This window comes from Phocaeicola coprocola DSM 17136, assembly GCF_000154845.1.
Taxonomy (GTDB): Bacteria; Bacteroidota; Bacteroidia; order Bacteroidales; family Bacteroidaceae; genus Phocaeicola; species Phocaeicola coprocola.
On record NZ_DS981509.1, the window covers coordinates 91079 to 116574 of the forward strand.

At 42.5% G+C, this 25496-nt stretch carries 22 protein-coding genes and 1 pseudogene; 14 read left to right on the plus strand and 9 right to left on the minus strand.

Annotation, left to right across the window (positions count from 1 at the left end; translation table 11 throughout):
* Positions 1 to 2: 2 nt before the first annotated feature.
* The 12 genes from BACCOP_RS17480 to BACCOP_RS17535 all read left to right on the plus strand — a co-directional run bounded on the left by BACCOP_RS17480 (position 3) and on the right by BACCOP_RS17535 (position 10847).
* Positions 3 to 938, plus strand: coding sequence for a helix-turn-helix transcriptional regulator (locus BACCOP_RS17480; RefSeq protein WP_007571460.1), 936 nt, complete (start codon positions 3 to 5; stop codon positions 936 to 938).
* A gap of 144 nt (positions 939 to 1082) precedes the next feature.
* On the plus strand, positions 1083 to 1595 hold the full coding sequence (locus BACCOP_RS17485) for a hypothetical protein (protein ID WP_007571462.1): 513 nt from the start codon (positions 1083 to 1085) through the stop codon (positions 1593 to 1595).
* Between the two features lie 22 nt (positions 1596 to 1617).
* Entirely contained in the window at positions 1618 to 1842 is a 225-nt protein-coding gene (locus BACCOP_RS21245) for a DUF6140 family protein (protein ID WP_007571464.1), read from the plus strand.
* A 78-nt stretch (positions 1843 to 1920) separates the two neighbouring features.
* A complete protein-coding gene (locus BACCOP_RS17495; protein WP_007571466.1) occupies positions 1921 to 2442 on the plus strand; it encodes an FtsZ/tubulin family protein in 522 nt (173 codons plus the stop codon).
* A gap of 95 nt (positions 2443 to 2537) precedes the next feature.
* Positions 2538 to 3794, plus strand: coding sequence for an RNA-splicing ligase RtcB (locus BACCOP_RS17500; RefSeq protein ID WP_007571468.1), 1257 nt, complete (start codon positions 2538 to 2540; stop codon positions 3792 to 3794).
* Position 3795: 1 nt separating this feature from the next.
* Entirely contained in the window at positions 3796 to 4347 is a 552-nt protein-coding gene (locus BACCOP_RS20535) for a hypothetical protein (RefSeq protein ID WP_007571471.1), read from the plus strand.
* Positions 4348 to 4477: 130 nt separating this feature from the next.
* Positions 4478 to 5764 (plus strand): IS1380-like element IS615 family transposase, encoded by a 1287-nt coding sequence (locus BACCOP_RS17510; RefSeq protein WP_007567149.1) that lies wholly within the window; start codon positions 4478 to 4480, stop codon positions 5762 to 5764.
* Between the two features lie 326 nt (positions 5765 to 6090).
* On the plus strand, positions 6091 to 6240 hold the full coding sequence (locus BACCOP_RS17515) for a hypothetical protein (protein WP_157034758.1): 150 nt from the start codon (positions 6091 to 6093) through the stop codon (positions 6238 to 6240).
* 13 nt (positions 6241 to 6253) lie between these two features.
* Positions 6254 to 6745, plus strand: coding sequence for a 3'-5' exonuclease (locus BACCOP_RS17520; protein WP_007571476.1), 492 nt, complete (start codon positions 6254 to 6256; stop codon positions 6743 to 6745).
* Positions 6746 to 6747: 2 nt separating this feature from the next.
* The gene (locus tag BACCOP_RS17525; RefSeq protein WP_007571478.1) at positions 6748 to 7107 is read left to right on the plus strand and encodes a hypothetical protein; all 360 of its coding nucleotides are present in this window, start codon (positions 6748 to 6750) and stop codon (positions 7105 to 7107) included.
* 468 nt (positions 7108 to 7575) lie between these two features.
* Positions 7576 to 10137 (plus strand): xylan 1,4-beta-xylosidase, encoded by a 2562-nt coding sequence (gene xyl3A, locus BACCOP_RS17530; RefSeq protein WP_370859017.1) that lies wholly within the window; start codon positions 7576 to 7578, stop codon positions 10135 to 10137.
* Between the two features lie 227 nt (positions 10138 to 10364).
* Complete coding sequence (locus BACCOP_RS17535; protein WP_007571484.1) at positions 10365 to 10847, plus strand: GNAT family N-acetyltransferase; 483 nt, start codon at positions 10365 to 10367, stop codon at positions 10845 to 10847.
* Positions 10848 to 10855: 8 nt separating this feature from the next.
* Here the strand turns inward: BACCOP_RS17535 and BACCOP_RS17540 are convergent, their stop codons facing one another.
* The 8 genes from BACCOP_RS17540 to BACCOP_RS17575 form a co-directional block, all read right to left on the minus strand.
* Entirely contained in the window at positions 10856 to 12787 is a 1932-nt protein-coding gene (locus tag BACCOP_RS17540) for a transglycosylase domain-containing protein (RefSeq protein WP_007571487.1), read from the minus strand.
* A gap of 39 nt (positions 12788 to 12826) precedes the next feature.
* Entirely contained in the window at positions 12827 to 13774 is a 948-nt protein-coding gene (locus BACCOP_RS17545) for a hypothetical protein (protein ID WP_148315581.1), read from the minus strand.
* Between the two features lie 109 nt (positions 13775 to 13883).
* The gene (locus tag BACCOP_RS17550; RefSeq protein WP_007571491.1) at positions 13884 to 15209 is read right to left on the minus strand and encodes an ABC transporter substrate-binding protein; all 1326 of its coding nucleotides are present in this window, start codon (positions 15207 to 15209) and stop codon (positions 13884 to 13886) included.
* Between the two features lie 38 nt (positions 15210 to 15247).
* Positions 15248 to 16039, minus strand: a complete 792-nt coding sequence (locus tag BACCOP_RS17555; RefSeq protein ID WP_007571493.1) for an ABC transporter permease — start codon at positions 16037 to 16039, stop codon at positions 15248 to 15250.
* On the minus strand, positions 16033 to 16833 hold the full coding sequence (locus tag BACCOP_RS17560) for an ABC transporter permease (RefSeq protein WP_007571495.1): 801 nt from the start codon (positions 16831 to 16833) through the stop codon (positions 16033 to 16035). Before BACCOP_RS17560 ends, BACCOP_RS17555 begins: the two co-directional genes overlap by 7 nt.
* A gap of 10 nt (positions 16834 to 16843) precedes the next feature.
* Positions 16844 to 18232 carry a polyamine ABC transporter ATP-binding protein gene (locus tag BACCOP_RS17565; RefSeq protein WP_007571496.1) on the minus strand — a complete coding sequence of 463 codons (1389 nt, stop codon included), beginning with the start codon at positions 18230 to 18232 and terminating at the stop codon, positions 16844 to 16846.
* Between the two features lie 98 nt (positions 18233 to 18330).
* Entirely contained in the window at positions 18331 to 21213 is a 2883-nt protein-coding gene (locus BACCOP_RS17570; RefSeq protein WP_007571498.1) for an exo-beta-1,4-galactosidase, read from the minus strand.
* Between the two features lie 284 nt (positions 21214 to 21497).
* On the minus strand, positions 21498 to 22550 hold the full coding sequence (locus BACCOP_RS17575) for a DUF2027 domain-containing protein (protein WP_007571501.1): 1053 nt from the start codon (positions 22548 to 22550) through the stop codon (positions 21498 to 21500).
* Positions 22551 to 22846: 296 nt separating this feature from the next.
* Here BACCOP_RS17575 and BACCOP_RS17580 point away from each other — a divergent pair, with 296 nt between their 5' ends.
* On the plus strand, positions 22847 to 24064 hold the full coding sequence (locus tag BACCOP_RS17580) for an S-adenosylmethionine:tRNA ribosyltransferase-isomerase (protein WP_007571503.1): 1218 nt from the start codon (positions 22847 to 22849) through the stop codon (positions 24062 to 24064).
* Positions 24065 to 24681: 617 nt separating this feature from the next.
* On the opposite strand, the pseudogene BACCOP_RS20110 reads toward BACCOP_RS17580, so the two are convergent.
* Positions 24682 to 24852: pseudogene (locus BACCOP_RS20110) on the minus strand (transposase); the annotation flags it as partial.
* Here BACCOP_RS20110 and BACCOP_RS21480 point away from each other — a divergent pair.
* Positions 24801 to 25325, plus strand: a complete 525-nt coding sequence (locus BACCOP_RS21480; RefSeq protein ID WP_007571504.1) for a hypothetical protein — start codon at positions 24801 to 24803, stop codon at positions 25323 to 25325. The pseudogene BACCOP_RS20110 and the gene BACCOP_RS21480 sit on opposite strands and share 52 nt — an antisense overlap.
* Positions 25326 to 25496 lie beyond the last annotated feature (171 nt).

Below are 25496 nucleotides of genomic sequence, written 5' to 3' on the forward strand. Positions count from 1 at the left end.
TTATGGCAGCATCAGAATTATTCAACCGTTATATTTGGCTTGTTGATTTGATTTTTAGCTCAGGTGGGATTACACGAGAGGAAATCAGTAGTAGATGGTCTCGTAGTTCACTTAATTATAATAATGAACCTGAAATTCCTGAGAGGACATTCCATCGCCATAAAGATGCTATTAAGGAACTCTTTGATATTGATATTGTATGTGACCGTTCAGCAGGAAAAGTTTATAAAATAGCCAATAGTGATGACATTAGAAAAGGAGGAGTCAGAACATGGCTTATCAATACGTTTGCGGTAAATAATCTTATAAATGAGAGCCATCAAATAAAGCAACGTATTTTGTTTGAACAGATTCCTTCTGGTCAGCGATTTCTTACGCCTATTATTGAGGCTATGAGAGACAATCACACATTAACAGTTACGTATCAAAGTTTTCATCGAGATCGACCTTCAACTTTTGAGGTGGAACCTTATTGTGTCAAGGTATTCAAACAGCGATGGTATCTTCTTGCGCGAAGTACATATAACGGAGATATTCGTATTTATGGGCTTGATAGAATCCTTTCTATTGAACAGAACGATAATACATTCAACCTCCCAAAAGGATTTGATGCTGAGAGTTACTTTGATGATGTGATTGGTATCATTATTGGATCAGACGATAAGTTAGAGACAATTGAAATAGAAGTTTCAAATGGTCAGCAGAACTATTTTCGCTCGCTTCCACTTCATCACACACAGCAAGAAACATCCAAAGGAGAATACTCATCTACATTTACTTTTTTCTTGCGACCAACTTTCGACTTTATACAGGAACTATTGAGGTACGGGAGTGATGTTGAAGTAATCCGACCACTTGAGCTTCGTAAGCAGTTTGCAAAGATAGCCAAAGATATGAATGAACTTTATAGTGATGATGGTTCTAAAAAGGTGTTATAATGTAACGTTTAGTTAATTGTAGGCGGACAGAATCCCGGTATTAGAGAAAATATCGGGATTTTTTGAAAAAATAATTTATACTGCCGCATAATGGCAGTTTTGTAAACTACCTTTGCATCAACAAAACAATTAAAGCTATTAAGTATGGGACAAATTACAAACAATGAATTCCTATCGTCTGTGCTAAATGCAGAGGTTTGGAAAAAAGTTTCAGACGAAAGCCTGAGCATGGAGATGATTGAGAAGTTTCAGGACAAGCTCGATTGGGAAACGCTGTCACAGAACCGCAATATTCTGTGGACAACAGCAGGTATTGCCAAATTTGCTGGCAAGATTAACTGGTCTGATTTTTCGCAGTACTGTAATGCGAACATTCTTACTGAGGAAAATCTTCACAAGTTTAAGGAGAAGTGGAACTGGAAAACTCTTTCGTCTCGCGATGAAATCTACAACAACTGGACACTACTTGACAAGTTTGTTGACATGATGGACTGGGCTGACATCATAGATAATTGGGACATTGAGCGTGCAGAGGAGTTCATAGAACGCTACCAGCAGTACATTCCTCTCAATAAGTTCCAGACCTCACGACTATGGGATAAACTCGTCGAGGTCAAGGCGGAGCGACTTCTCAAGGAAACGATTTACTCAATCTAATAAACTACTAAACTACAACAGTATGCCACTTTGGAAATTCACAACAAAGAACAAGCGTCAGTGCAATGGCGTGTTCGTCGAGAGAGGAATGACCGTTGAAGTCGTCACACCTACAACATCTAATCCCCTACACAACCCACAGGGGCGAGAACAGATTGCTGCCGCTTTCATGACAAAGTATGGTGTGGATATGAAGAAAGCGCAAATGCTCACTTCTAGTTATTTGGACTACACGATGTCGAAGTAGAAGCTAACAACTTTTATCATTAACAGGGGAATCATGATGCAACTATCGTGATTCCTCTATAAAATTATAACAAGAATTATGAAGAAAATAATAGCTGTTGGAAACGCTGGTGGTAATATCGCTGATTCTATAAGAAAACAAGGAATTGGTGTTAGAGATGCCGAGTTCGTCTATTATGATACTGATACGGAATCCCTCTACAAACATGGTAAAAAGGAAGATACACATATCTTACTACCCAAAGAAGCAAATGCAGAAGAGCATTTTGACGCTAGTCTCAATGGCGTTGACACTCTAATTATAACTGCTGGACTCGGAGGTAATACAGGTAGCATTTATGCACCTTGTATCGCATGGTCTAGTGAAGATATGAATGTGGAGAATGTAATAGCTTTTGTCTCGATGCCGTTCACGCTTGAAGGTGAAGACAAACGTGCTATTGCTATGGAAAGTCTTGAAAACTTAAAAAATCTCTGTGATGAAGTCATTGTTCAGGAGAATGATAAACTTGATGGAGAACTTGGCATTACCGATATGGATGCTGACCTCTGCTACAAATATGCAGAGATGTCTAAAAGACAGAAGAGTAATCAAAAATAAACCATCATAAAATGTCAGATTAATGCTGTATTTTCGTCCAAGATAAGTCTTAGATAGGTTGTATACTGAATTTACCCCCCTAGTACTGAATAGATATGAAAACTATAGAAGGATATGACGTGAAGATTTTCACGGATAACATTGAAGAACGCGCATTGGAGCAAGTCAGAGGTTTGCTTTCCATTGGCGTGTTTTCTGACAAGAAGATACGTATTATGCCGGACGTTCATGCTGGTGCGGGCTGTGTCATCGGGTTCACGGGTAATCTTGGTGACAAGGTTATCCCGAACATCGTGGGCGTGGACATCGGCTGTGGTATGCGTGTACTTGAATTTGGGAAAATAACAGATATAGATTTCCATGCGTTTCATGAGTTTATCCATAGCAATGTGCCTTCCGGTATGATTGTGCGTGAAGACCGCTTTGGTTTCCGTCCTCTTGTGGGTGAAGAGATGGACATTTATCGTGAAGCAAAGCAGATAGTGACAGAAATGCGTTGCTATCGCTCACTGAAAGATAGTAGCCGTATCTATAAAGCTATCGGTTCGCTCGGTGGTGGCAACCATTTCATCGAGCTGGATAGAGATGATGACGGTAACGTGTATCTTGTTATCCATACGGGTAGTCGGAATCTTGGCAAACAGGTGGCGGAGATTTACCAGGCAGCAGCAGTTCACCACATGACGGAAGGCTATGACGAGTTTGAGGACTTAATTAAACGTACTATAGAGGAGTACAAGGCTGCCGACCGTAGGGCGGAACTTCAGTCTGTCATTAAGAGAATGCGAAAGGAACATAAAGAAGCCGAGCCGAAACTTCCTGCGGATCTCTGTTATTTAGAACATCAGGCTAGAGAAGATTATCTTCACGACATGCGTCTTTGCCAAAAGTGGGCAGTACTTAACCGAAAACTCATCTCCATACTGCTCCTTAAATTCTTCCCGGATGTAGAGGTTTTGGAGGAGTTTGAGAGCATACACAACTATATCAGTGATGACAACATGGTGCGCAAGGGTGCCATATCTTCCGCCGAAGGTGAACGCTGTATTATCCCGTTGAATATGCGAGACGGTTCTTTACTATGCACAGGTAAGGGCAATCCGGATTGGAATTGTTCTGCACCTCATGGTGCCGGTCGTGTGCTCAGTCGTACACAAGCTTATGAGCAAATCAAGATGGAAGACTTCGAGGAATCCATGAAGGGAATTTACTCTGAGAGCGTAAACGACTTCACCCGTGACGAATCTCCCATGGTTTATAAACCAGCCGAAGAGATAATTGCCAACATTGCAGACACGGTCTGTATTAACAATATCGTTCGACCTATTTTTAACTTTAAGGCATGTAAATAATATGCATGAAGCCAAGACATATAGACAATACATAGAACAGACACCTTTCGAGAGTGTTTGGGGTGTTTTACGAGTTCAGTATGGTGAGACAGAAGATGTTAGGCAATCCTATATTGACTTATGCGAGGAACTTAAAACTTTACCCCCGTCTCCTAAATGTAAACCTATTCAAATTAAAAGCGTATATAACTCTCAAAGAGAAACGGAATCAGAGAAGTTTTTATATTTGAACGTATTTCATGTTTGTTATCGTCAAGAAGCACTAATAGACCAAATTGTCAAAATCGAATCTACTATAGAAGTTAAGGACGAGGAAGTTCTTGCTTTAATACTGTATATGTCAACTTTGCATGGTTTTGAAACCGGTAAGCAAGCTGATAAGGCAATGGGTAACTGGTTGAAATCTTTGAAGGATGACGAGAAGAATTCTATTCCGCTATCGACAGAAAAGGATAAGGCAGAGTCCAAAAGTATAGAAAGAAAAAGACACTATTTTTGGAAATATACCATCGGCAATGACTATGCATACGATTGGAGTTTTATTCTTCCTTAATTCCGCAACATAATTGATAATTATTTTTATAAGTTCCTGAGCAACATTTTGTTGCCCAGGTTTTTGCCATGTCAGCGTTTTCACTTACCTTAGTGTTGCGAATCCAAAGACAAAGAAAACCGCAACAGGCATGGCAAAGGTAGCAATAAAATCCGAAAGACTCACTCCTTTTGGAGGCATATTTCCAATCATGGAGCAATTTACCTCCCTTCTCTCCTCTACAATTGACTCAACACTTGGGTTGAGATGCAAACTCTATGGTTATCAATACAGCGAAATCATCCGCTCCCTCCTATGCGTTTACTTCTGCGGCGGTTCTTGCGTTGAGGATGTCACCGCCCACTTAATGAGTCATCTTTCCCTTCACCCCACACTCCGCACCTGTAGCGCCGACACCATCCTTAGGGCAATAAACGAACTGACCCGGGAAAACATCTCATACACGTCTGATGCCGGAAAGTCCTATGATTTCAATACGGCAGACACACTCAACACATTGCTCCTGAATTGCCTGTTGTCCACAGGGCAGTTGAAAGAGGGCGGGGAGTATGACGTTGACTTTGACCACCAGTTCATTGAGGCGGAGAAGTACGATGCAAAGCCCACGTACAAGAAATTTCTTGGTTACAGGTCCGGTGTGGCCGTTATCGGCGACATGATTGTCGGCATAGAGAACAGCGACGGCAACACCAATGTACGCTTTCACCAGAAGGACACGCTAAAGAGGATTTTGGAGAGACTTGAAGAGAAGAAGCTGACAGTCAAACGCTTCAGGGCCGACTGCGGCTCATGCTCTGAAGACATTGTGGATGAGGTCAGGAAGCATTGCAGGACATTCTACATACGCGCCAACCGCTGCTGCTCGCTCTATGATGACATCTTCGCGCTCAGAGGGTGGAAGAAGGAAGAGATAAACGGCATCGTGTTTGAGTTGAACTCCATTCTCGTTGAGAAGTGGAAGGGCAAACCGTATCGCCTGGTAATCCAGAGACAGAGACGCATGGGCAGTGGACCGGACCTGTGGGAGGGGGAATATACATACCGCTGCATCCTGACCAACGATTACGAATCATCCATGAGGGACATCGTGGAGTTCTATAACATGCGCGGTGGCAAGGAACGCGTCTTTGATGACATGAACAATGGGTTTGGATGGGACAGACTGCCTAAATCCTTCATGGCGGAAAATACCGTGTTCCTGCTCCTGACGGCACTGATACGCAATTTCTACAAGGCCATCATGCAAAGGATTGAAGTGAAGAAGTTCGGGCTCAAGGAAACCAGCCGTATCAAGACGTTTGTCTTCAAATTCATTTCAGTACCTGCCAAGTGGATTAAGACCGCAAGGCAATGTGTGCTGAATATCTACACCGACAACCATGCATATGCAGAAGCCTTCAAAACTTCTTCCGGATGATTTACATCACTTGATGGCCACTGATTGCGTATTGCCTCAAGTCGCTTTATGGGGTAAGGGGATGGTATGCGCATTGAAACGGACGCGAGGACTTAATGGTTATCTTACGAATCAAAAGTCCATTTCTCTTTATGTAGGTAGCACTTCGGGAATGGAGTTGCGGATTTAAGGTTCTTCAAATTCTGGAACGTAAGATAGAATACAATATCGGTTACTGGTATTATCATCAACGATATGTTGGATGGGATAAAGATGTAGCACGAATGGAATTGTGCTGTCAACTAATTGACATTGTTGTTGATGAGTCTTATCGGAAAATTCCCATTGTGAATTACAAAAACGCATATCGTTTCAATAAGGAGTTTGAGTTGTCGGATGATAAAGATATTATGAATCTTCATAAACTTCGTAAGAAAAAGGCATTCCACCTTATTTTTAAGTTACTGGATAAAGAGATGTGTAGATGGTGGGATTAAAATTTGTAATAATATGACCGATTTCGCAGCAATAGATTTTGAAACGGCTAACCAATGTCGTTCAAGTGTGTGCAGTGTAGGGGTTGTTATCGTTCACGATGGCATGATTGTAGATAGATTTTACAGTCTTATTCAACCGACACCAAACTACTACACTCATTGGACTACTGAGATTCATGGTTTAACACACAATGATACGGATAATGCTCCTATCTTTCCAGAAGTTTGGAAGCAAATAAATCCACTCATAAAAGGGTTGCCACTTGTGGCTCATAACAGCCCTTTTGATGAAGGATGTCTCCGCTCTGTATTTAAAACATACGAGATGGAATACCCCGAATATCCTTTTTATTGTACCTTAAAAGCTTCGCGTAAACTCCAACCGGAATTGCCCAATCACCGTCTTGACACAGTCGCTGAGACTTGTAATTTCAATCTTACTAATCACCACAATGCTATTGCTGATGCAGAAGCCTGTGCTGCCATAGCATTAAAACTTTTGTAGCAATGGGAAAAAGTAACTTATTTCACTTTGAGACACCTCGTCCTTTTGCAAAGATTATTGGCATAGGGGATGGAACGGAGTCTGTACTGAATGATATTAAATCAGAATATGGCAAGAATATCAACGCTATAAAATACGAAAAGGATAATTATAATATATCATCGACAGAAGAAAGACTGACAATTATAATTATTGATGAAATTAATGTCAATCTTTCCGAAATGCTTAACGCGATACCTAATACATCTGGACTATTTCTAATAATGAGTCCTTGCGAGATTACCTTGCAAGATATGCTGATGGAGTGTTGGTCGCCAATAAGTCTGAAATTACTGATGGAGTTAGGGCTATTCTTGATATGATTTTTTTGCCAAACATGATTAGCCTAGACTTTTATGATATTTGTTATATCTTAAAAGATTGCAAGAGGTTTAAAGTTATCAGCATTAAGCAAAAAGGGGAGAAGCCCTTAAAAATCCCAATTCTGTTATCCAATTCCTAGTGATGAAATCAATGCAGGATTTGGTATAGAACAAACTCCAAACTGGAACAATTATCTGCCTAAATAAATCTAATTTCGGCAAAGCCTTATAGGTCAGCCCACAAATACAATCCGTTTTAATGAACAAACTGAGTTTCAATCCCCAAACTCTCCCGTTCATTAAAACGGATTTTTATTTTTAGCCTCAATAGAAATTGAGTCAATTTTTCCCAGATTTTTTATCCCCTTATTATAAATTCTTTTACCTTTGCAATCAAAGGGTTAGTCAACACACAAATAATACTATAAAAACATGAACAAAAAAATTAAAGCACTTGTGGGGTTAGGTATGCTTTTATTTACCGCTCCTGTTATGGGACAACAATTTCCTTATCAAAACACCAGTCTTACTCCTGAACAACGGGCATCCGATTTACTTGAACGGTTGACCCTGGAAGAAAAAGTTTCTCTTATGCAAAATGCTTCTCCTGCTATTCCACGACTAGGTATCAAAGCCTACGACTGGTGGAACGAAGCTCTTCATGGAGTAGGCCGAGCTGGAATTGCCACTGTATTTCCTCAAACAATCGGTATGGCTGCATCGTTCGATGATGAATTGATTTACAAAGTCTTTACAGCCGTTTCCGATGAAGCCAGAGCCAAATATACAGAATTCAGCAAATCGGGCAATCTGAAACGCTATCAGGGACTGACATTCTGGACTCCCAATATCAACATATTCCGCGACCCTCGCTGGGGAAGAGGACAGGAAACTTACGGAGAAGATCCTTATCTCACTTCACGAATGGGAGTTGCCGTAGTTCGAGGTCTGCAAGGTCCGGATAATATGAAATACGACAAGCTTCATGCATGTGCCAAGCATTATGCCGTTCATTCAGGACCGGAATGGAACCGACACAGCTTCAATGCCGAAAACATTGCGCCACGTGATTTGTGGGAAACTTACCTGCCGGCTTTCAAAGCATTGGTTCAGGAAGCAGATGTAAAAGAAGTAATGTGTGCCTACAACCGTTTCGAAGGTGAACCTTGCTGTGGAAGCAACCGCTTGCTGATGCAAATCCTGCGCGATGAATGGAAATACAAAGGCATAATAGTATCCGATTGCGGCGCTATCAGTGACTTCTGGCGCAAAGGCGATCATGAAACACATCCCGATAAAGAAACGGCCAGTGCAGGAGCTGTATTGAGTGGTACAGATCTGGAATGTGGAAATAATTACAAATCACTTCCGGAAGCTGTACAAAAAGGACTGATAGACGAAAAACAAATTGATATCTCTGTAAAACGTCTGCTGACAGCTCGTTTCGAATTAGGCGAAATGGACGAACATGTCTGCTGGGACAGTATTCCATATTCTGTAGTCGACAGCAAAGCACATAAAGACTTAGCACTGGAAATTGCACGAAAAAGCATTGTCCTGCTGCAAAATCGGAATAATATCCTGCCGTTGAAAGAAGACATGAAAATCGCTTTGATCGGCCCCAATGCCAACGACTCTGTTATGCAATGGGGTAACTACAATGGTTTTCCTTCCCATACCTCTACCTTGTACGAAGCTTTGAAAGAACGTATTCCGGCAAACCAACTGATTTACGACTTCGGATGTGACCGTACTTCTGGTATCAGTTTGGAAAGTGTATTCAGCCAATGTAGCATCGATGGGAAACCTGGATTCCGCTCTACCTATTGGAACAACATCAAGATGGAAGGCAAACCTGCTACCGTCACCCATACCAGTACTCCTTTCAAGTTTACCACATTAGGAGCAACAGTATTTGCAGCAGGAGTAAATATTCAAGATTTCTCTGCAAGCTACGAATCGGTATTTAACGCACCCCAAACAGAGGATATCAATTTCCACTTCGAGGCAGCAGGCATAATCCGCCTGAGCATAGATGGAAAAGAAGTAGCCAGCGGAAAATATCTGAAAAACAATATGAATCTGTATACGCTGAAAGCTGAAAAAGGAAAAACATACAACATTAAAATAGACTTTATCTTCTACAGCAAAGACAGAGCAGCCCAACTGAATTTTGATATGGGACGCAATGCTCCTGTAAACCTGCAAGCTTCCATCGACAAAGTAAAAGCAGCCGATGTCATTGTCTTTGCAGGAGGTATTTCACCTTCTCTTGAAGGAGAAGAAATGCCAGTAAATGCAGAAGGTTTCAAAGGCGGCGACCGCACAACAATCGAACTTCCTGCTATTCAGCGACGATTGATAAGTGAATTGAAAAAATTAGGCAAGCCAATTATCTTTGTCAACTATTCAGGCTCGGCTGTCGGACTGGAACCCGAAAGCAAGATTTGCGATGCCATCCTTCAGGCATGGTATCCTGGTCAGGCTGGAGGAACAGCTGTTGCCGACGTTTTATTTGGCGACTACAATCCTTCGGGTAAACTTCCGGTCACTTTTTATAAGCATACCGACCAGCTTCCTGACTTTCAAGACTACTCGATGAAGGGACGTACCTACCGTTATATGACAGAAAGTCCTTTATACAGCTTCGGTCACGGATTGAGTTACACCAACTTTACATACGGTCCAGCTACATTAAGTCAGCAAACAATCAGCCAAGGTAAAGAAGTAACACTCACAATCCCCGTACAAAATACCGGAAATTATGACGGAGAAGAAGTGGTGCAAGTATATTTAAGTTGCTCGGGAGATAAAGAAGGCCCTTCACATACACTCCGCGCCTTCAAACGCGTCCACATTGCAAAAGGACAGCGCGCAAATGTTTCTTTCACCCTCGACAGTGAAACATTCCAATGGTTCGATACAAACACCAACACCATGCGTATGGTAGAAGGTAATTATGAACTGCTTTACGGAGGAACTTCACGTATAGATCAATTACAGAAAATATCAATCAAGGTAATCGAATAAAAGATAACGTAATCCACAGACAAAAATAACGTCAGCAGACTCACCTAAAAATCTGCTGACGTTTTTTTATTTTATGCTGATGTTTTTCAGAAAACATCACGACGTTTTTTTAATATTCGTACAAAAAATAAGGTACTCTCATAAAGTTTCCAAAGAAAGTAATAAAAGCCTCATACATGTATGCTGCTATTTCTTTACTTTTGCAATGAACAAAAGAAAAAACAATCATGATCAGAGCGGTTACCCTACAAGATACTTCTGCCATAACGGCAATTTACAATGAATATATCGCACATAGTACGAGTACTTTCGATATAGAACCTGTCAGCGAAGAAGAGATGCAAAAAAGAATCTCTGAAATTTCAGCGCGATATCCGTATTTTGTATACGAAACAGACGGAGAAATTGTGGGATATTGCTACGCACATCCGTGGAAAGAACGGGAAGCCTACAACCGCACACTTGAAACGACTGTATATCTGTCGCCCGCCCATACGGGAAAAGGACTGGGTCGGCTGCTCATGCAGCGTCTGACAGACGAATGCAGACGACGCGGCATACATGTCCTGATAGCCTGTATCACGAGTGAGAATACAGCAAGCTGCGCCTTCCATGAAGCTTTAGGATTCAGAAAAGCGTCTTCGTTCGAAGAGGTCGGTATGAAATTCGGACGATGGCTTGGGGTGACAGACTACCAGCTTATTCTGTAAACCAACATTTATCTGATGCTGTCGGGATATAAGATCATCTCTCTAGCCTTCCCCTTTACTATTATCTCCGGACGAACAGCCGCAGCTTCCTCTTCTGTAAGCAATCCTTTTGCACACAGTCTTTCGGCTATCAGGCGGAAATAACCTCCTTGTGAATCACGCAAAGTAGCATCTTCATTGAATGAAGAACGGAAATGTTTGGGCTTCGGTACAATGGAAGCCAGAAATATAGCTTCTTCTACGGTAAGGTCGGAAGGTTCTTTTTCAAAATAAAAATGTGAAGCTTCACAAGCACCGTATACCAAAGGAGCCCATTCTACCAGATTCAGGTATACTTCGTACATACGTTCCTTTGAAGTAAGATGCTGGTTTTCTATCAGCCATACGATAAGAGCTTCCTCCAGCTTTCGGGCAATATTTTTATGACGGTTCAGAAAAACATTCTTTACCAGCTGCATGGTAATAGTACTTCCTCCGCGTGCAAAGCGTCCTACCTGCAAATCGTAGGCTAGAGCTTCCTGAATAGCTCCAGGAAGAAACCCTTGATGATAATAAAACCCTCCGTCTTCCGACTGCATGATTGCCATCTGAAGCAAAGGAGAAATACGGTTGAGCGGACGGAAATTAGGATTCGACGGTCCGATAAAGAATGTTCTTACCGGCAAGTCGTTCTCGTATGCCGTATATTCAAACTCCTCGTTCATCTTGGTAAGTTCACTGCCACCCAGGCTTTCGATACGGAAACCATGCCCGCGCAAATCGGAAGAGAATTGCAGACTATCCAGATGATTGAAGTCAACATCCAACAATAAATCATAACTCAGTTTGCCTGATGTACGAATACCCTGTACATGACGGAACAAACCTTTTGGCAAGGAAGCAAACAAATCTTCGGAAGGGAAAGGCGAACGATGGATGCTTGCCGTATAATGCCACTTTTTTTCTTTTTCTACCCGTAAATAAGGATGGAAATCAAGGCGGTTGAATATAACAGTAGAAACACTGTCCAATTCGAAATAATTACCTCCTACATGGCAGGTATATTCCAGCTTTCCTTTATCTAGATCAATCGTATCGGGTGAAAGTACTGTATGATAAACCTCCAGCCCGTCTACAGATGCCATCCCCTCCAGTGTAAGAGGCGTAGCAGAAGCAGACTTTTCTGAAAGCTTAAAGGCTATGGAATCGAATGCAACCGTCGCATTATAATGGGGACGGATGTAGGGAAGTATGATTTTTTCATTTGTACTGCCGGAAGCAATGCTGCCTTCTATCAGGCGCATACTGCGTGCAAGCGTACCTCTTACTTTCCATTCTCCCTTAATAGCTCCCTCTTCCACCTGAATAGCAGAAGCAAACTGACTGTTTGCTAGTATAAGCTCAGGAATATAAAAACTTGTTTGCAGCAAGTCCCGGCGCGCCGTCACACTCAAGTTGCGTAATTCTCCATTTTCCGGCAATAATCTGAATACCAGGCTAAGTATTTTACTTACCTGCACATCGTATCCAGCCAATACACTTTCTACTTTACCCGGATCAGCTTCCGATACAGTCTGTTGACGGAAAAGAAAATCATAGTTCGAAACATTACCTTGCTTTACAAAAGAAAGTTTCATACCCTCTACATCAACCTGATGTACGGAAACTCTTTTTCTAAGCAAAGGAAGCAAATCGATATCGATCTCGGCTTTTTCGAGAGTCAGTAAGGTATCGTAATCTTCAGGTACTACTGTCAATCCTTCCAGGCGGATGACAGACAAAGAAGGCATTCCCAATTCACGATAGGCAATACGCAAGTTATAACGCTGCTCTAAAGCAGCCAACTTTTCATCGGCAACACAGCGCAACAGGGCTCCCCGAAAAAGAAAGAGTCCTGTTCCTGCCACAAGCACAACTGCAATCAATCCTGCGGCAAACCATTTAAGTACTCGACTTTTCATAATATCTTTATTGATATCTGCCGCAAAAATACGTTTTACTTACATGTTGTGCAAGAAAGATTTTTCTTTTATTTGTTTAACTGGTTTCCTGTTTTCTTTTCTTTCCGGACGAACAGACGGACGGTTATCCTTACGTTCTGTCCTTGAAGGTCTTGTCACCCTGTTGGGAGCTTTATCCGACGGTCTGGAAGTACCGGGTCTGACCGAATGATGATTTCCGTTTTGAGGCGGACGGATACCACTTGCATGAGGCGGACGTTTGTCTGGCTTTGGTACCGGTTTGGGAGCAGGTTTTGCACTTATACCCGGACGATATGGCGGACGTGCCTCAGGACGATGAGAGGGTGCTGCCGGAGCTGAAGGTCGTGCCGGAGTAAAATGATATCCGGGATTCTTAACCGGCCGAGGAGCGATAAAGTCATGTTTTCTGAACTCCGGACAAGAGTGGAAATGACCTTTATACACCGAATGATGATAACGGCCGGTATAATGCGCACAGTAATAGCCTGTATTCCGGTAAAAACGGCGGCTGTGTGCTCCATGGTAAGTAAGGTAATGTACCGGACGTCCGAAATAGAAGAAACTTCTGTTAGGGTATACCTTATACACCCGCAGATAACAAACATTATTCATCGCATAAATCGGACGGAAAAAGTATTCGATTGCAAGAAAACGAGTGTATGCCGAACTGGAAAGAATCCAGCGAAGGTCATCGTTTCTTTCATCCAAATACCGATAATAAGCATCAAGTGCAGCAGCATCGGCACATGCCATACCCGTCAGATAAGGATCCACTCCACTCAGAAAGTCAAAGTTTATTTCAAACAAATCATTGTACTGACTCTGGTTCAGATTCAGTTCGAAAGCCATACGGTCTGTCAGAAAACGAGCGTTGACGCGTATATCGCCTAATGACGAGGCATTTGCCGGCAAACAACATGCACAAAGCGCAAGGCAAAGTAATAATGCGAACTTCTTAATCTTCATATTCAATATTTTTTTAATTTCCTGATACAAAAATAGGAGGATAAAAATCCTCCTGCAACGGAAACTCTCCATTTGCCGATAGGGAGTTTCCTATTTCTTTTAGGGATAATCATCTACGCCGGCGCTTACGATGCTGCTTGCGTTTACGCTTGTACGTCTGAATACGGCGGTGTATCTGCCATCCGCTCAGTCCTGCGACAACAACCAGAATAAGAATAACAATCCCGCTATTCAAATTATCCCCTTTGATACGTGACCATATTTCAAGCACATTGACCGTCTTGTCACCAAAATCGCGTATCATGGAACAACGGTTTACGACAGAAATATCAGGATATTGCGTATTGCGTAATTTTACATCACGTCCTTCCGGTCCGAAAAAGTAGCTTGCATCCACCGTTTCAGTCAGTGTTGTATCAATGCATGCTTCCATGATTTCGGGAGCTGCTATTGCGCTGACATAGCCATTTTCTTCCATATTGCGCAAAGCAATATCGGGACGGCACAGAAAGTTGATAAAGTAACTTGCAGCTTTTACGTTCTTGGCATACTTCGGAATCACCCATCCGTCGTACCAGATATTACTACCTTCTTCAGGGATAGAATAAGACAAATCGACACCCACCTGTTCAGCTTCTTCGATAGCCCATTGTGCATCACCGCTCCAAGTCATATTTATCCATGCTTTTCCCTTTGTCATCATCTCCTTTCCGAAATCGGCTTCCCAGCCAGCAACATTGGGTTTCAACAGTTTCAGATACTTTTCTACCGTATCCATAGCTGCCGGAGAATAATCGTTCATCAATTCAGGAACAGTAACGGTACTGTCGGCAAGCTGCTTGCGGTAAGCATACAGCATAGCTGTACCATAAGCATCACGATAGGCGTCTTTCATCAGAATACGTCCTGCAAAACGTTTGTCCCACAGACAGCCCCATGTTTTCATATCCTCGGCAATAACATACTGAGTATTGTACAACAGTCCGGCAGTTCCCCACATATAACATACAGCATATCGGCTTGCCGGATTTTCAGCAGTTCCCAGTTTATTTATTTGTCGAAGAATATACGGAGAAATACCTTTCATGTAATTAGGAGAATGTGCAAAGGTAGTATCGATAGGCAGCAACAAACCTTTATGCAGCATTCGTTCGATGATATATTCCGAAGGACATACCACATCAAAATCCTCATGCCCTTTTTCGATTTTGGTGAGCATGATTTCGTTTATATCGAAAGTCTGATAAACGATACGTATATCTTCTCCTGTCTGTTCTTTATAGTATTGCTGAAAATCTTCCAGCACGCCTTCACCAATATAGTCTGCCCAGTTATATACTTTCAATATATTCTGGCGTGACTCATCAGCATTATAGCAGCTTGCCATCGTAAGGCAAGCCCACAGACATACGATAAATTGATATAATCTTTTCATTCTATGTTTCAGCACACGGTTTCTACTCCGGCAAAGCCTTATTTCTTCTGAGCTTTTCCGGCTCTGCGGTTAATAATAATCAACAATACCAATATAACAACAAACGTAAGGGCGGACAACGGACGAAGCTCAGGAGTCAGTCCTCCCTTTCGGGCATCGGCATAAATATAAGTAGAGAGGGTTTCCAGTCCCTGATTACCGATGGTAAACACTGTTACGGCAAAATCATCGAACGAGATAGTCAGTGCCAGCAGGAAACCGCTGATCATACCCGGACGTATCTCAGGAATAATCACTTTCCAGAGTGCCTGCATCGGTGTTGCTCCCAGATCGAGTGCTGCTTCATACAGGTTCGGATTCATCTGTTTCAGACGGGGAAGTACACTCAGCACCACATAAGGCGTACAAAAAGTAATATGAGCCAGCACAACAGTTGTAAATCCCTGTGTTACTCCCAAAGAAACAAACAGCAGGAACAGCGATATACCCGTAATGATATCCCCGTTTAAGATAGGAATCGTATTGATAAATCCTACAGCTTTCCGGCTGCGAGCCCGCAAGTTGAATATTCCAATAGCTGCAATACTTCCCAACAAAGTAGAAACCGTAGCAGCAATGAAAGCAATGGCGATCGTATTGATACAAGCATTCATCAGCGAATGGTGTGCACCGGTATTCATCAGTGACTCATAAAGCTTAAATGAAAAACCTGTCCAGTTACCCAGCACTTTTGCTTCGGTAAACGAATAAACCACAATAATCAAAATAGGTGCATAAAGCAAAATCAGCAATATCCACAAATATGTCTGCTCGATGATTCTTCTTACCATACACCACCTCCTCTCTCCGACTCATCCTTATTTTCGGGAGTAAACAAGGAAGTTGCGGCAATAAGGAACAACATGATGAGCGAAAGAGCTGCTCCGTAGTTCCACAAGCTGTTGTTTATATTTTCCTGTATGGTAGTTCCGAAAAGCTTGATATTGTTCATGGTCAACAGCTCGGCAATGGCAAAAGTCGAAATAGTAGGCATGAATACCATCATGATACCGCTTACCACACCCGGCATGGACAAAGGAAATATAACCTTCCAGAATACCTGGAAAGAGTTTGCTCCCAAATCCTGTGCTGCTTCAATGTAACTTCTGTCCATCTTCTGCAAGGTATTGTAAATGGGATAAATCATAAAGGGAATAAAATTGTATATCATACCGAAAATCAAAGCTCCCTCTCCCAACGGCAGCCTGCAAAAATCGAACAACGCTACCGTGGCAAGTGTACGTACCAGAATGTTTACCCACATCGGAAGGATAAACAACATGATCAGCGTACGCGAATAACTCAGATTCTTGCTGTTGTTCAGAATCCAGGCTACCGGATAACCCAGTAATATACAGCCAAGAGTAGTAAGAATGGCAATACCTATAGAGTACACAAATGTATTGACAGACTCCGAATGAGCAAAAAACTTACTGAAATTAGCCAGTGTAAGATGTCCCATATCGTCGGTAAATGCATATACTACAATCAGCAACAGCGGAATAATTACGAATATGACCGAAAAAATGAGATACGGCAAAACCCAACTCTTGCGTGAAGAGAAAAAATGTTGCAAATTCTTCATTATCCTTATATTAACATATTACACGAATAGCCTCAGCAGGAATAGTGATACCTACACGGTCACCATCGTCCCACACATCATTAGTATTGACGAATACATTCTCGTCCCAATCGGAAAAGACAGTAAGATGATAATGGTTTCCTTTATAAAGTATGAATTTCACTTCACCGGTAAGCATACCGTCTTCTTCATTATCCTGCAATATCACTTTGTCGAAATCGACCTCTACCTTCACATTTTTCCAGTCGCGTGACGAGTCACTCATGTCCACCCGAGGACATTCGAACTCGCAACCGAGAAATTCCACATGCGTTTCATCCATCATGGATGCCTCAAACGTATTACATACACGTTCCTTCTGCATGATATGTATGTCCATCGGCTTAATCAGCAGACCGACTTCCGAACCTGCTTCGAAAGCATGATAATCTTGTACCAGAAACTCATAATCGCCCACAGCAACTGCCATTTCGTAATGCACTCCCTTAAAGATGCACGACTGAACGATACCGCGAAGCTGTGCAGCATCGGAAACAGGAAATATATACAAGTCTTCCGGACGTATCACCACATCGACAGGAGCATTTTCTCCAAATCCCTTATCCACACACTCAAACTCCTGACCGCAGAAACGAACCAGACAGTCACGCACCATCGTACCGTTCAAGATATTACTTTCACCAATAAAATCGGCAACAAACGAATTGATCGGCTCATTATAGATATCTGTCGGTGTACCTATCTGCTGGATTTTTCCTTCGCTCATTACCACGATGGTATCACTCAGTGTCAATGCTTCTTCCTGATCGTGAGTAACATAAACAAAGGTAATGCCCAGACGGCGGTGCATTTCCTTCAACTCCATCTGCATGTCCTTACGCATTTTCAGGTCGAGTGCAGCAAGAGGCTCATCAAGCAACAACACTTCCGGCTCGTTTACAATGGCACGGGCAATAGCCACACGCTGCTGCTGTCCGCCCGACAAAGAGTTTACGTCACGGTACTCATAGTCGGTCATACCCACCATTTTCAACGCAGCCTTCACCTTTTTCTCCATTTCTGCCTTAGGCATTTTTTTCAGCTTCAGTCCGAAAGCGATATTATCATATACATTCAGGTGAGGAAACAAAGCATACTTCTGGAATACCGTATTCACCGGACGACGATGCGGAGGAATTTGTGTAATCTCCTTCCCACCAATGTACAACTCGCCCTCCGAGGCAGTCTGAAAACCTGCGATAAGCCGCAGCAAAGTAGTCTTTCCGCATCCGGAAGGACCAAGAATCGTCACAAACTCACCTTTACGGATAGATAAGTTTATATTATCGAGTGCCGTTTTTTCACCAAAAAACTTCGACACATTCTTTACTTCAATAATAGGTTTATTGTCTTGTTGCATACACTTGTTCTGATTTCAGCCTGCAAAGGTACACATTATTATTAATTTATCCCGCCAAAATAAAACAGTTTTAGCAGTACAACCCAACGAGAATATTTTTAATTCTCTTTTCTGAAATCGAACATCAGGTTCAGACGTAACCCTTCATCTCCCTTCTTGATACGTATATTTCCCGGCTGACTGTTCGGACCTTGTTGTTCAATCGGCTTGAACGAACAGATGGCAGGGATATCAAGCAAGAACGATATATCCCCTTCAGGAAATTCGGGCATGGTCCGTTTTGCACTGCCTTTCGGTTCTTCGGGTGTAAAGACACGATAGAAAATACCGTCCGTACGCGAATAAACAGTAAAAGGTGCTGTATCGCTTTCGAACGTAGCCCAATACATATTGGCATGATAGCCCTTAAATTCAGGGTAAACGAGATTGTCGTAACTCTCGCCCGTAACGGTATTGTTGTAATCTTTATGCCAGATACCATAATTCGTACCCGGAATACGATTTTTCCACACCCGGTAAGGTCCTCTGCCCAGCCATTTCATCCCCTTACAAATGCGTTCCGGATAAGAAAAAGTCAATCCCAGATTATATACCTCCGTATCCATGAAAGCATCATCGAAACCTCCGCCTCCCGACGCACGGTTCAGCAGTACCGCATCCATGTAAAGCAATCCCTGAGAGGTAAGCCGCCAGACAATCGAATCAGCTCCTCCCTTGTAGCGGGCACAAAAAACGGCTTCTTCCGAATCCTGACGCACATAACTGCTGGCAGGCTGGTAGAGCATCTTCATGCCGACTGCTACCGGACCATTGGTTAAAGGTATCTCAGTATTCCCCGAAAGCACACGGAGAATCATCCCCGTAGCCGCATCGAAAGTTACGCTTACCTTCTCACTTTTCAGTACAATTTCTTTTCCGTTGTTACGTGCCGAAACAGTATTACCGGACAAGCCCGTGGCAACCTGTGCCAAATGACGCTGAAAATACGGATTTGCAAGCCGGATAGGAAAAGACCAATCACAAATGCGATGTCCGTCCCTGTCGAAGGCTTCCAGTTTCAATACATCTCCTTCAGCAAAAGAAGCCGGCAACGAAAAACGAGCTTTGCCTGTCTCACCCGGAGACAAGGCAGGAAGCGTAACCTCGCCACGCGCCAATATACGGGAAACAGCTCCCTGCATAGGAATGTCACACGACAAAACTTCATAAGTCATCCGGCAATCTTTTAAATTGGTATAGATATATTCATTCGAGACGAAAAAGCTTCCATCGAAATGTTCTGTTATAAGCAAGGGTTTTATCTGTACCGGCGACCACTGGGAACGTATGGCATAGAAACTTCCTTCCTTTTCCCTGCGTGGTCCCACAACACCATCGGGAGCATTCGATCCGTCCGAATCAAGCACGCCTCCTCTGTCGGAACGTTTGGGAGCCTCATCACAGAATACCCAGATAAAGCCTCCTGCAAACATGGGATTCGTCATCCACCTGTCCCAAAAGTCACGAAGTCCGGCTCCTCCACCCTGATCGTACATGGCATGCATAAACTCTGTAGGCATAAACACCTTATATCCGTTGGTAAAGCGTGCCACACCTGTAAGATAGGCCGGATAATGATGCGTATCAAGTCCGTCGAAATCAGCCCAGGGATGGATGACATGCCTACGCTGAAACTTATCGTATTTACAGAAAAGGCTGTCATTATCGGTATTCCATCCGCCTTCGTTTCCGTTACTCCATAAGATAACCGACGGATGATTCACATCCCGTTCTACCATTTCCCTGATCAGCCGTGCACCGGTTTCCGTATCATAACGTCCATGCCAGCCCGAAAGCTCATCGATATATACCAGTCCGAGAGAGTCGCACATATCAAGAAAATGTTCATCGGGCGGATAATGAGAACGTACAGCATTCATATTCATTTCTTTAATGAGCAGAGCATCCTGACGACTCATGGCTGCACTTGTAGTCCGTCCGCCGTCTACCGAAAACGAATGCCGGTTGATACCTTTCACAATCAGGCGGGTTCCGTTCAGATAAATACCGTCTTGCGGAAAAAACTCAATGGTACGGAATCCGATCCGCTCTTCACGAACCTGAATAACGTTTCCGCTGCGGTCTTTCAGTTCCAGACGCGCCACATAAAGTTCCGGAGCTTCGATATTCCATACTTTTACATCCGACCATTTGCATGTAAACCCGGTTTCTCTGCCGGAGGTGGCAAGCGGACAACTGACCTGCTCTTTGCCTTGCAGTGTCCGTAAGGGCTTTCCGTCTTTCAACCCTCTTATGGATACAGCCAGCACATGTCCTTCGGCATTACCAGCCATGCGTACCGAAGCACGCAACGAACTGTCTGCACGCGCGTCAAGTATGAAATGTTCCATCGAAACATCAGGAACAACCTCCAGCCATACCGGACGATAGATGCCCCCATACAGCCACCAGTCGGCACGTCGTTCGGCAGCATTCACCGACTTGTTTGCAGACTGCTTGGCTACTTTCACTTCGAGCAGGTTTTCCCCCTCGGCTTTCAGCAGTGAAGTTATGTCATAAGAAAAACGATAAAAAGCTCCCTGATGGATCTGTCCTGCCGGATTGCCATTTACCCTAACTTCGGCATCGGTCATCACCCCGTCGAAAAACAGTTTGATGCGGTCGTTTTTTCCACAATCGGGAGTAAGAAAACGATAGCGGTATATACCTGTTTCATCACTGGGTTTTGCTCCTTTGATAGTATAATAACGTCCATAAGTGTATTCTCCAAATCCTTGCAATTCCCAGCAGGAAGGAACCTCTATGGATTTCCATTTCCCGGAATTTTGTCCTTTGGAACAATAAAATTCCCATGTACGGGTATAGTCTGTACCTGTTCCCGACAGGTAGATACGTTCGGGATGTGGAGCCTGTGCCTGCATATTCAGTGCAGAACAGATGCCTAGTGCAAGCAAAGCACGACGGATAATGTGTGTTTTCATATAAAAAAATGCCTGAATTGGATTCTTTCAGGCAAAGATAAGGATTCGAAAAGAGCAGGGAAATAGAAATTTGTACACTTAAATGTATATCCGTGCATTTCAATGAATTACACTTACTGTACACAGACCTAAAAAAACATGCTCTTCTTTTCCGGAAAATATGCTCTTCTTTTGATTAAAATATCAGCATCTTTTTCTGAAAAGATGCTGATATTTTCAGAGCAGGAATAAATCTGTGTGATTTATGTCCGGAATGGTATTCTGATTTCCTGCTGTTACCCCGGTTATCGGATAGTCACCATGGTAGCTCCGAAACCGTATTCGCGGAACGAAGCGTCCTGACTGGGATAGTTTTTATATTTGCGCTTGAGTTCATCAAGTATGGCACGACGCAAGACTCCATCACCTTTTCCGTGGATAAACACGATTTTCTGTCCTTTCTTATTTTTGTATTCTTCCAGTGTCTTGCGGAATACATCAAGCTGATAGTTCAGCATTTCTGCATTTCCCATACCTGTAGTATCGTCCAGCAGTTCATGAATGTGCAAGTCTACTTCTACAATATCATTTTTTACCTTGTGCTGTTTCTTTTGCAGCTTGGCTGGAACATCCGACACATTCTTCTGCAACAGAGCTTCCTTGATATCGTTGGCCGAAACATATACTTGTTTTACTTCTTCATCATCGCGTACAATATCGTATATCAAAGCCGGTTCGGCAAAGAAATCACTCTGCTGGAACGTATGCAACTTGTAGAATTTTACGGTATCAATACGCACTTCCGTATTGATGGCATTCTTCAGAAGGAAAGTACGGTCGTCTTTATAAGCAAGCAGTTGCACGGCTACATGTTCCATACCGTTCAATTCACTCTTTTCGAACTCCTCCAGATGCATCTTCATATTCGGCTTGATGGTTCCTCTGCTGCGCAATGTCCAGCTTTTTCCTTCTGCCGACAAATACAGATAATCGACAAAATAGTTGCTGTCGTTCACCAGATAAGCATCAAAAGCAGTCGATGAAATGGCCTTTACATCCTGAGGCACATAAGCCAGATATACGTTCAATACATCATTTCCCCGTATCTCCGGAGCACGGTATGTTACAGGCTTTTCTTCCTCTATTTCTTCTTCGGCTGCTTGCGGTGCTTCGGGTTTCTTTGCTGACTTAAGCGGAATATTATAGTCATCCGTCTGAATGACAACACACTCCTTTATCAGCATAGGTATCTCAAAACCGTCTTCACCTTCTACCAGCGCAACATCTTTTCCCTGAAATCCTCTTACTATTCCTCCTCCTACTTCGCTAAGGAAGCGGACTTTATCTCCTATTTTCATATTTTCTTCTTATTTGGTTTATTACGCAAAAGTAAGGATTTTACTAGTGAGTAATGATATTTTTACCTACTTTTTAAAGCAATGTTTTTCCTTTATCTATATAGGAAATATCTGAAACCTACTTCCCCAAGAGCGGACTTCAGGCAGTTTTTCCGATAAAAAACTGCCAGCTCATGTATCCGAAAGTGTATTCCGAAAGAAACAAGAATAAAAAAAGTTATTCTTATAGGACTGAGAACAAAAACCCGAAAGAAATTCAGTAATTTTGCAGACATTAAAAAATACTACTCAACACTATGACAGAAACTAAGCATATAAAAATCAGCGATTATAACTATCCGCTACCCGATGAACGTATTGCTAAATTCCCGCTTCCTGTACGCGACCAGTCGAAATTACTTGTATATCGCCACGGGGAAGTAAGCGAAACTGTATTTACTTCTTTACCCGACTATATGGAACCGGGTATGCTGATGGTTTTCAATAATACAAAAGTTATTCAGGCACGCCTGCACTTCAGAAAGGAAACAGGTGCACTGATCGAAATATTTTGTCTGGAACCTATTCAGCCAAACGATTATGTACTCAATTTCCAGCAGACTCATCATGCCGCATGGTTATGTATGATCGGTAACCTGAAGAAATGGAAAGAAGGGCCGCTGCATAAAGAGATGACGGTAAAAGGAAAAACAATCACGCTGACCGCTACACGCGGAGAATGTCACGGTACAAGTCATTGGGTAGATTTCACCTGGGATAATCCGGAAGTTACCTTTGCCGATATACTGGAAGTATTCGGCGAACTGCCTATTCCACCTTATCTGGATCGTGAAACTCAGGAAAGCGACAAGGAAACTTATCAGACTGTTTACTCTAAAATAAAAGGATCGGTTGCTGCTCCTACTGCCGGACTGCATTTTACAGAACGCGTACTGGCATCGCTCAAAGAAAAAGGTGTAGACTTGGAAGAAGTCACGCTGCACGTAGGAGCCGGAACATTCAAACCGGTCAAAAGCGAAGAAATAGAAGGTCACGAAATGCATACAGAATACATTTCGGTCAACAAAAGCACTATAGAAAAGCTGATTGCACATCGAGGAGAAGCTGTAGCTGTTGGTACAACTTCCGTACGTACACTCGAAAGCTTATATTATATAGGAGTAACTATCAGCCAGAATCCTGATGCCAGTCAGGAAGAATTGCACGTAAAACAGTGGCAACCCTATGAATCGGATGTTACACTCAGTACCATAGAGTCACTGCAATGTATATTGGATTATATGAACCGCCATAATCTTGACGCACTCCATACAAGTACGCAGATTATTATCGCTCCCGGATACGAATACAAAATAGTGAAGCGCATGGTCACAAACTTCCACCAGCCTCAAAGTACACTGCTTTTGCTGGTTTCGGCTTTCGTAAAAGGTGACTGGCATAAAATCTATGATTACGCACTGGCACACGATTTCCGTTTCCTGAGCTACGGAGACTCTTCGCTGCTTATTCCTTGAAGCACTCTTTGATATAAATCAAGAAAAGGGCATCGGAAGTCATTTTTTTCTTATTAGATGAATAAAGAATAAACAAAACCCTGTAATTTTGTGTTGTAAAACATAAAACAAGGATAACATTAACTAGACTAACCCCATAAAAAGAGGGGAAAAGCAATACTAAATTAACTTAGTAAACGCAAAAACAAAAGAAAGGGTAACAATTATGAAACAGGTAAAAGATTTATTCAAAGCTATTAAGAAAAACTTGAATGCAAGTGCAATGGCAATGTACGGTCAGTATACAAGATAATATACACCGTACTGATTTTAGAAAAACATCAATACATCATCCATAACCAGAGGACGAAAGATTTTCAGATAAAATCTTTTGTCCTCTTTTTTTATATTTAGTAAACTGAAGCTTTACACACTCTTACAGATTATTCATTACCACCAATCAAGATATCTTCTCCCTACCTTCTCAGCCTAAGGGATATTCTATTCTTCCACTCAGACCATGCAAGTTATCGCATGATATCTTTAAGACACTCATATTTCTCCAGAGAATAAGGCGAATGATCGGGTAAGGCGTGAACCAGTTGTTACGTTAATCCGTTTTTAGGGTCAGTAGAAATTTAGTGGGGATACGCATATAGCTTCGCAATGCGGAATAAAAAGAACTTCTTATCAGCTACTCCTCTTAGATTTGCTCTGAACAGTTTAATTTTTGCATTGAACGATTCTGCCATCGCATTTGAAGAACGATGGTTGTAGAAATTCAGTATTTCATCATAGTGCTCATAAACGAGTAGGAGGAAAACGAAGTAGTTTTCTTCCTACTTTCGTTTTCCGACCTCTCACACCACCGTACGTGCCGTTCGGCATACGGCGGTTCTTTACTATGGATGCCTTTCGTATTCTTCGAAAGACACTTCCACGACATCTTCTTCAACCATCCATTTGTAGGTCTGCGCTCCTTTATACCCTTCGGATTCCGTCCTATCTCTTTAAAGGTAGCCCAATACTTCTGTTTTGGTTTTATGCATTCGTTCCAACAAACGGTAGTTTTCAGTTATGCCGTTTAAATAAAGTTTGGTCCTTCCCTATAGGCATACATGCCTTGGGTACTACGACCTCTGCTGACTTCTCACGGCAAGCTTTACTCCATCATGGTACTTCGAATCATTCATCCTCACCATATGTCCGTGAGACCTCCTCGGATAAGGGTATTAACTTTCAATCTTATGTCTGCTCCATTTACACTAACCGTCCCGAATAGCTATAGGGCTTTAGTTTGTTTCGCAACCTTACCCACGGTCATATGCCTTATATGAAGTTTCTGTTCGTCAGACCAGATGTTTGCCGCCAGCTTCTTTCAGATTCCAACTCGCGATGGACACCCTTGCTTTTGGCTGTATGATTCCCGCTATTAGGGCTCATTGGGGACTTG

Coding starts and splice junctions, on each gene's coding strand:
- xyl3A (WP_370859017.1), top strand. CDS start 7,576: ATGCTTTTATTTACCGCTCCTGTTATGGGACAACAATTTCCTTATCAA.
- BACCOP_RS17495 (WP_007571466.1), top strand. CDS start 1,921: ATGAAGAAAATAATAGCTGTTGGAAACGCTGGTGGTAATATCGCTGAT.
- BACCOP_RS17540 (WP_007571487.1), bottom strand. CDS start 12,787: ATGAAAAGTCGAGTACTTAAATGGTTTGCCGCAGGATTGATTGCAGTT.
- BACCOP_RS21245 (WP_007571464.1), top strand. CDS start 1,618: ATGCCACTTTGGAAATTCACAACAAAGAACAAGCGTCAGTGCAATGGC.
- BACCOP_RS17560 (WP_007571495.1), bottom strand. CDS start 16,833: ATGAAGAATTTGCAACATTTTTTCTCTTCACGCAAGAGTTGGGTTTTG.
- BACCOP_RS17485 (WP_007571462.1), top strand. CDS start 1,083: ATGGGACAAATTACAAACAATGAATTCCTATCGTCTGTGCTAAATGCA.
- BACCOP_RS17550 (WP_007571491.1), bottom strand. CDS start 15,209: ATGAAAAGATTATATCAATTTATCGTATGTCTGTGGGCTTGCCTTACG.
- BACCOP_RS17570 (WP_007571498.1), bottom strand. CDS start 21,213: ATGAAAACACACATTATCCGTCGTGCTTTGCTTGCACTAGGCATCTGT.
- BACCOP_RS17525 (WP_007571478.1), top strand. CDS start 6,748: ATGGGAAAAAGTAACTTATTTCACTTTGAGACACCTCGTCCTTTTGCA.
- BACCOP_RS17565 (WP_007571496.1), bottom strand. CDS start 18,232: ATGCAACAAGACAATAAACCTATTATTGAAGTAAAGAATGTGTCGAAG.
- BACCOP_RS20535 (WP_007571471.1), top strand. CDS start 3,796: ATGCATGAAGCCAAGACATATAGACAATACATAGAACAGACACCTTTC.
- BACCOP_RS17500 (WP_007571468.1), top strand. CDS start 2,538: ATGAAAACTATAGAAGGATATGACGTGAAGATTTTCACGGATAACATT.
- BACCOP_RS17520 (WP_007571476.1), top strand. CDS start 6,254: ATGACCGATTTCGCAGCAATAGATTTTGAAACGGCTAACCAATGTCGT.
- BACCOP_RS17510 (WP_007567149.1), top strand. CDS start 4,478: ATGGCAAAGGTAGCAATAAAATCCGAAAGACTCACTCCTTTTGGAGGC.
- BACCOP_RS17545 (WP_148315581.1), bottom strand. CDS start 13,774: ATGAAGATTAAGAAGTTCGCATTATTACTTTGCCTTGCGCTTTGTGCA.
- BACCOP_RS17535 (WP_007571484.1), top strand. CDS start 10,365: ATGATCAGAGCGGTTACCCTACAAGATACTTCTGCCATAACGGCAATT.
- BACCOP_RS17580 (WP_007571503.1), top strand. CDS start 22,847: ATGACAGAAACTAAGCATATAAAAATCAGCGATTATAACTATCCGCTA.
- BACCOP_RS17575 (WP_007571501.1), bottom strand. CDS start 22,550: ATGAAAATAGGAGATAAAGTCCGCTTCCTTAGCGAAGTAGGAGGAGGA.
- BACCOP_RS17555 (WP_007571493.1), bottom strand. CDS start 16,039: ATGGTAAGAAGAATCATCGAGCAGACATATTTGTGGATATTGCTGATT.
- BACCOP_RS17480 (WP_007571460.1), top strand. CDS start 3: ATGGCAGCATCAGAATTATTCAACCGTTATATTTGGCTTGTTGATTTG.